7 protein-coding genes are annotated in these 7,669 nt (G+C 38.3%); all 7 read left to right on the plus strand.

Features of this window, described 5'->3' with window-relative positions:
- Window positions 1-2,051 (plus strand): DNA translocase FtsK (locus H280_RS24215; protein ID WP_020063304.1); only part of this gene is annotated, 2,051 nt, incomplete at its 5' end.
- Between the two features lie 61 nt (window positions 2,052-2,112).
- Window positions 2,113-3,234 carry a nicotinate phosphoribosyltransferase gene (locus H280_RS0122265; protein WP_020063305.1) on the plus strand — a complete coding sequence of 374 codons (1,122 nt, stop codon included), beginning with the start codon at window positions 2,113-2,115 and terminating at the stop codon, window positions 3,232-3,234.
- A 309-nt stretch (window positions 3,235-3,543) separates the two neighbouring features.
- Window positions 3,544-4,857 carry a UDP-N-acetylmuramate--L-alanine ligase gene (gene murC, locus H280_RS0122270; protein ID WP_020063306.1) on the plus strand — a complete coding sequence of 438 codons (1,314 nt, stop codon included), beginning with the start codon at window positions 3,544-3,546 and terminating at the stop codon, window positions 4,855-4,857.
- 103 nt (window positions 4,858-4,960) lie between these two features.
- Window positions 4,961-5,374, plus strand: a complete 414-nt coding sequence (locus tag H280_RS0122275; protein ID WP_020063307.1) for a MerR family transcriptional regulator — start codon at window positions 4,961-4,963, stop codon at window positions 5,372-5,374.
- Window positions 5,364-6,272: a DMT family transporter gene (locus H280_RS0122280; RefSeq protein ID WP_028411349.1), complete on the plus strand. Its 909-nt coding sequence runs from the start codon at window positions 5,364-5,366 to the stop codon at window positions 6,270-6,272. Before H280_RS0122275 ends, H280_RS0122280 begins: the two co-directional genes overlap by 11 nt.
- A gap of 61 nt (window positions 6,273-6,333) precedes the next feature.
- Window positions 6,334-6,888 carry a GNAT family N-acetyltransferase gene (locus tag H280_RS0122285; protein ID WP_020063309.1) on the plus strand — a complete coding sequence of 185 codons (555 nt, stop codon included), beginning with the start codon at window positions 6,334-6,336 and terminating at the stop codon, window positions 6,886-6,888.
- A gap of 64 nt (window positions 6,889-6,952) precedes the next feature.
- On the plus strand, window positions 6,953-7,363 hold the full coding sequence (locus H280_RS0122290) for a PH domain-containing protein (RefSeq protein ID WP_020063310.1): 411 nt from the start codon (window positions 6,953-6,955) through the stop codon (window positions 7,361-7,363).
- Window positions 7,364-7,669 lie beyond the last annotated feature (306 nt).

The following is a 7,669-nucleotide window of genomic DNA, read 5'->3' on the forward strand; positions in this document are numbered from 1 at the left end:
TGGAAGCAGAGGAATTTGCGGAGATGGAAGAGTCAGTAGAAGAAATGCTGGCTGAGGCAACAGAAATAACGGAAGAACCAGTTATGGAAGAAGCGACATTGGACGCAGAAGAACCTACCACAGAAGAATTGCCGGAAGTTGAGGTAATCGAGGAAGTAGCAGAACTTGCTACTGCCGAGATGGAAGAGTCGACTGAAGAAGAATTGGTTGCTGCAGAATTTGATGGAGTATCGGAAGCAGAAAGTTTCACGCAAGAACGAACGGAAGAATTTGTTCAAGCTGATAAGCAAACACGGCAAGCTGTACAAAGTTTTGCAAATGTACTAATAGAAGAAAAAGAAATGCAAGCTAGGAAACAGCCGGAAGTGAAAGCGAAGCAAAAAGAAAAGGTGATTGAAGAGCCACAACGTGAGAAGAAACGTTTCGTTCCGTTTAATGTAGTGATGTTGAAGCAAGATAAACAGATGTTAGAAGAAAAACGTCATGTAGCAATGGCAATGCAACCTAAGCAAACACAACCACAACATATCGAGCCACCTGTAGAAAAGCAGCCAGTACAAGAAGAAATGACGCACCGAGTTGTTGTAGAAACAACACAAGACATTCGTAATGTTTTACAAGCACCGCCAACATACGAGTTTCCACCATTAACACTTTTAAATATTCCAAGTCACTCAGCGACAAATGATGCTGAGTGGTTAGAGGAACAAAAAGAACTGTTAAATACGACATTCCATAATTTCCATATTGGTGCAAAAGTTGTGAATGTGACGCAAGGACCAGCTGTTACTCGTTTTGAAGTGCAGCCAGATCCTGGTGTGAAAGTAAATAAAATTACGAACTTAAGTGATGATATTAAACTGAACTTAGCGGCTCGTGATATTCGAATTGAAGCGCCAATTCCGGGCAAAAATGCGGTGGGGATTGAAGTGCCAAATAAAGAAAGCAAAGCCGTATTTCTTCGAGAAATTTTACGAAGCCCAGTGTTTACGAAAAGCGAATCGCCTCTTACAGTCGCACTCGGTCTTGATATTTCAGGAACACCGATTGTTACGGATATTCGAAAAATGCCGCACGGTTTAATTGCCGGGTCGACAGGATCAGGAAAAAGTGTATGTATTAATGCGATTTTAACAAGTATTTTATATAAGGCGAAGCCGCATGAAGTAAAGCTAATGTTAATTGATCCGAAGATGGTGGAACTTGCGCCGTATAATTCTGTACCACACCTTGTTGCACCGGTTATTACGGATGTAAAAGCAGCAACGGCAGCATTAAAATGGGCAGTAGATGAAATGGAACGCCGTTATGAATTGTTTGTGCATGCAGGTGCGCGTGATTTACCACGTTATAATACAATTATGAATGAACAAGAACTTCCAGGCGAAACGTTGCCGTATATCGTCATTGTGATTGATGAGTTAGCTGATTTAATGATGGTTGCACCGGGTGATGTAGAAGAAGCAATTTGCCGCATTGCTCAAAAAGCAAGAGCTTGTGGAATTCATTTATTAGTAGCGACGCAGCGTCCATCTGTAGATGTAATTACAGGCTTAATTAAATCAAATATTCCAACGCGAATTGCGTTTACAGTGTCATCGCAAGTAGACTCTCGTACAATCATTGATATTGGTGGAGCTGAGAAATTACTTGGACGCGGAGATATGCTATTTTTAGAGAATGGAACATCAAAACCGGTTCGTGTGCAAGGGGTATACGTCTCAGATGAAGAAATTGAAAAATCTGTTGCGCATGCGAAACGTCAAATGAAGCCAAATTATTTATTCCAGCAAGAAGACTTATTGGCAAAAACGGAACAACAAGAATCTGAGGATGAGCTATTCTATGAGGCGTGTCAATTTGTTGTGGAACAAGGGGGAGCGTCCACATCTTCTGTACAGAGAAGATTCCGTATTGGTTATAACCGTGCCGCTCGTCTTATTGAGGAAATGGAAGCGCAAGGGATTATTTCGGAAGCACGCGGAACAAAACCCAGAGATGTCCTTATTACAGAAGATGAATTTGCTGCGATGCAGGATATACATGTATAAGAAAAGGTTTTGCTGTATACTAAGAGAAAACGTTGGATAGTAAAGTAGGGAGTATAGCGACATGAAAGAAATCGAACTAAAATTACAAGGTGAAATAAATCGACTGACAAATAAGACGTTCAAGTTTGATGAGCGCGTTGGTGAAGGATGGTTTTCGGCGGTTTATTTCTTAAAAACTCGTGATATTATTAAAGAATTTCGAGCGGAAAGTGTTGTGACAATGCAATTTTTCCAAAAGGAACATGCTGTATTATGCGGAACAGATGAAGTGCTTGCTTTATTACAAACATTTGCGGAGCATCCTGAAGAGCTTGAAATTCATTCTTTAAAAGATGGGGATAAGGTAAGTCCGTTTGAAACGGTATTAACGATTCGCGGACCGTATGAGTATTTCGGCTATTTAGAAGGAGTCATTGATGGCATTTTAGGACGACGCACTTCTGTGGCAACAAATGTGTATAATGTTGTACAAGCTGCGCGCAGCGGTCAGAAAGAGAAGCCTGTTATTTTCATGGGCGACCGTGATGATCATTATACACAACAAGCTGGTGATGGTTATGCTGCTTATATCGGCGGTATGAGCGCACAAGCAACGCACGCGATGAATGAATGGTGGGGCAAAAGCGGAATGGGAACAATGCCTCACGCCTTGATCCAAATGTTTAATGGTGATGTTGTAGAAGCGGCAAAAGCATATCATAAAAAGTTTCCAGAAGATGAGCTAGTCGTACTAATCGATTACAATAACGATGTAATTACAGATGCACTTCGTGTTGCTCGTGAGTTCGGATCAGAACTAAAAGGCGTACGTGTAGATACATCGCGTACAATGATTGACCAATACTTCATTCGTCATCCAGAAGTACTTGGCACATTTGATCCACGCGGTGTGAATCCATCTCTAATCTTTGCACTTCGTAAAGCATTAGATGACGAAGGATTCCAGCACGTGAATATCGTAGTAAGCGGCGGTTTTGATGAGAAACGTATTCGTGAGTTTGAATCACAAAATGTTCCTGTTGATATTTATGGTGTCGGCAGTAGCTTATTAAAAATGAACATTGGCTTCACAGGTGATAACGTAGAATTAAACGGAAAACCAGAAGCGAAAGCAGGGCGTAAATATCGTCCGAATCCGCGTTTAGAACGAGTTCAATTACAAGCAAGGGAAGACGCGGAATAAAGTGAAAATTTCATGGGTGCGGGGACTCCACACCAATTTTCTTTGTTTCTCTCTGAATATTAAGTGAGGAATAATTAGTTTCAAATAGTTGAATAAACGGATAAACTGGTAGGGAATTGACCCTATCAGTTTTTCTGTTATCATAGTATAACGGATTGTTTTTTGCTATAATAAGTTTGTTATGGACTTATACGGAAGCTTGGACGGGATTATAAGAGATCCGTGATGATTACCAAAATAAGAAGAAAATCATATACTGTCTTATAGATAGACCGTTGGAATAGTTCGAAATGTTGGAGGTTCTTTAAGATGACAGTTTACCATTTTGTGGGAATTAAAGGGACAGGGATGAGTGCTTTAGCGCAAATTTTACATGACATGAAGCATACTGTTCAAGGTTCTGATGTAGACAAACGTTTTTTTACGCAAACAGCGTTGGAAAAGCGTGGGATTTCTATCCTACCTTTTGATAAGAAGAATATTGAAGAAGGACAAGTGATTATTGCAGGAAATGCATTTCCAGATACGCATGAGGAAATTGAATATGCAAAAGAGTTAAATTTACCTATTCATCGTTATCATCACTTTTTAGGTGATTTTATGAGTAAGTATACGAGTGTCGCTATAACTGGTGCTCACGGAAAAACATCAACGACAGGTTTGTTATCTCACGTGATGCAAGGAGCGAGCCCTACATCTTGTTTAATTGGTGATGGAACAGGACTTGGAGTAGAGGATAGTAAGTATTTTGTATTTGAAGCTTGTGAATACCGCCGGCATTTCTTGTCTTATCATCCAGATTACGCAATTATGACAAATATCGATTTTGATCACCCAGATTACTTTGCAGACATTAATGATGTATTTAGTGCGTTCCAGGAGATGGCGCTGCAAGTGAAAAAAGGGATTATTGCGTGCGGTGATGATGAAGAACTTCAAAAGATTCAGGCGAAAGTACCAGTTATTTTCTATGGATTTGGCGAAGACAATGATTTTCAGGCACGTAACATTCAAAAACGAACAGATGGCACTGGATTTGATGTCTTTGTTCGCAATACGTATTATGGAACGTTCGAAATCACAGGTTACGGCAATCATAGCGTGCTAAATGCATTGGCGGTTATTGCCCTTTGTCATTATGAAAACATTGATGTCGAAGTTGTGAAACACCAATTAACAACATTTGGCGGCGTAAAGCGTCGTTTCAATGAAAAGGTAGTAGGTGAGCAAGTAATTATTGATGATTACGCACATCACCCAACGGAAATTACTGTGACAATTGAAGCAGCTCGTCAAAAACACCCAGAACGTGAAATCGTAGCAGTATTTCAGCCGCATACATTCTCGAGAACACAAAAATTCTTAGATGAATTTGCAGAAAGCTTACGTAAAGCCGATCAAGTATATTTATGTGATATTTTCGGTTCTGCGCGTGAAAATAGAGGAGAGCTAACAATTCAAGACTTACAGCAACGCATTGATGGTGCAGAATTGGTTACAGTTATGACGACAGAAGTATTAAAGAAACATAAAAACGGCGTACTTATTTTTATGGGCGCTGGTGATATTCAAAAGTTTGAATCTGCTTACTTAAAGGAAGTAAAAGTGGCAGAGAAGAAATAAAGAAATGACAAAGACGTGTAGAGATACGCGTCTTTTTTTGTTATTGACCTAGAGTTAACTCTAGATTGTAAGATGAAATTATGGAAGGTAAGGGGGAGATATGATGTATACAATTGGAAAAGTTGCAGAGTTAACAGGAATGAGCATCCATACACTTCGTTATTACGAAAAGCTAGGATTAGTGCCACCGCCCAAACGAAATAGCGGTATTCGGCAGTATACAGATGGAGATGTGCAGTTTTTACAATTTCTGTATTCTTTAAAGCGAACGGGAATGTCATTAGAGGAAATTGCGGAGTTTGCGAGTGACGGTTGTATTTTAGAAGAAATTAAGCAAAGAAAAGAAGAAGTGCCTTCGAAAATAAAAAAGCGTATTTCTATTTTAAATGATCATTTGAAGAAGATAGAAGTCCAAAAGAAACAATTAGAACGAGTAATTCAACTTACAGAACAAAAACTAGAGATTTATCATGATTTTTTAGGAGAAAAGTACTGTGAGGGCGATGATGAAAAATAAAGTGTATCTACAGTTGCTTGGATTTGCATTATTTACTGGTGGAACATTTAACGTTTCCAAATATGCAGTACAATATTTTTCAGTTGCTCACATTGCTGCGTGGCGTTTCGGCATAGCGGCGTTTGTTATGTTAAGTATTTTAGTTATCAGGAAAAATTTGAAGTTGGAAGAGTGTAAACAGAATATTGGTTACTACATGTTACTTGGGATAGTTGGTGTATTTGGGTTTAATTTCTGTTTCTTTTTAGGGATGAAAAGTACAGAGGCTATAAATGGCTCACTCATTATGGCTACGAATCCGCTTGTTACGACAATATTAGCGAGGCTGATTTTACAAGAAAAAATAGTGAGAAGGCAAGTAATCGGAATGGCATTTGGATTTATTGGTGTAATACTTGTTATTACACAAGGGTCATTCTCTGTTATACAGAATTTATCTTTTTCCATAGGAGATTTGCTTATTTTATTGGGTAATGTTTGCTGGGGATTATATAGTGTATTAAGTAGAAAGCTTATTAAAAGTGGAAGTCCTATGCACACAACAACATATACGATGATTGTTGGAGCAATTGCTTTTCTTTGTGTTTCTCCTTTACAGAAAAATATAGTGCCTATTTTGGATATTCCTCTATTCGCCTGGCTTTCCATCTTATTTATGGCTATTGGAACGAGTGTATTAGGCTATTTATGGTGGAATAACGGGGTGTCTCAAATTGGGGCTGCTAAAACATCTTTATTTTTTAACTTAGTTCCCGTTGTAACAATGATTGTTTCTTTCTTAAATGGTGTAAATATAACTTTGGCACAAGTACTCGGAATGATTTTAGTAATTAGTGGCGTTCTTCTTTCATCTGGATTTTTCATATTAAGAGCTAAAAAAGAAAGTATAAACATATAATTTTCATTAACAATTTCTAACTGAAAGTGATAGAATAGTTAGAAAAAAAGGGGATGGAGAAATGTTTACACTCAGAGTCGATGAAGAAATTGAATTACAATTGTTGGAAAAACATCATAAAAATGAGCTGTACGAATTAGTGGACAGCAACCGAGAACATTTACGAGAATGGCTTCCATGGGTCGATCGTACGAAAACAGTGGAAGCATATAATGAAATTTTTCCGATGTGGCTACATCAATTCGCAGATGGAAATGGTTTTCAAGCAGGTATACGCTATAAAGGAAAACTCGTTGGGATGGTTGGTATTCATCCGGTGAATTGGACAAAAAAAGCGGCAAGTCTTGGCTACTATCTTGCAGAAGAAGCAAGTGGGAAAGGCATTATGACACGCTGTGTAGAGGATGTACTTCGTTATGCTTTTGAAGAATTACAATTAAATAAAGTTGAAATTCATTGCGGAGCAGAAAATGTAAAGAGCCGTGCCATTCCGGAACGACTGGGCTTTCGCTTAGATGGAATGATGCGTGATGGAGAATGGTTATATGATCATTTTCATGACATTGCGGTGTATAGCATGTTAGCGAGAGAATGGAAGGAAAGAAGCGTATATTAGGGCGCTTCTTTTTTTCTGAATTTACTAACAATAAATAGTATAATGTGGATAAGAGGTGATGGAGATGGAATTTCACGTGAAAAAAAATCTAATCAAAATACTGTTTGCTGTGACTATGCTGCTACTTGTTGCATTCTATCCTGTTATATCATTTACGCTAAATGGAAAAGGATTGCTAACGGGGCTTGTAATAGGGATATTATTTCTAATTGTCAATAGCATATCTATTTCTGAAGCGTTTGTTTTTCAACATAAAATCGTTAATGGTGAGCTTGTAACAGGACATTGGCTTACAAAAAAGAAAATTCCACTCGCAAGTATTCGAACAATCCGGTTTGTTGGAAAAAGTAAAAAAAACCTGGAAATTACGTACGGCGATAATTTTGATGTGCATATGATTACAATGCCAAAAGAGAAAGATGTGTTTATGGAGCAGCTTTTGCAAGGAAATCCTTATGTGAGAATAGAAAAATAAATATAGGGAGTAGCTGATGAAAAATATAAAAGTACACGTCTGTTGATTATCTAAATTCTACCAAAAAATGAATACAAAAAGAGAGATTCCTCTTGTACAATGTAAGTTACCACACCAACATTGACGAAACGAGGAATCTCTCATGAACAAGAATACCACGTCCCACACATTGATTCAAAACTTTCTTTCAGAAGCAGAGCTCCAGGCGATTTTAACGGAGTTCAACCACACCGAGACAGCCCGAAAATGCACGGTTTCTACTGTTATTTCTTATTTGATTAGTGCTGCGACAAATGAATGGAAAAG

This window comes from Bacillus sp. 123MFChir2 (genome assembly GCF_000383235.1).
GTDB lineage: Bacteria > Bacillota > Bacilli > Bacillales > Bacillaceae_G > Bacillus_A.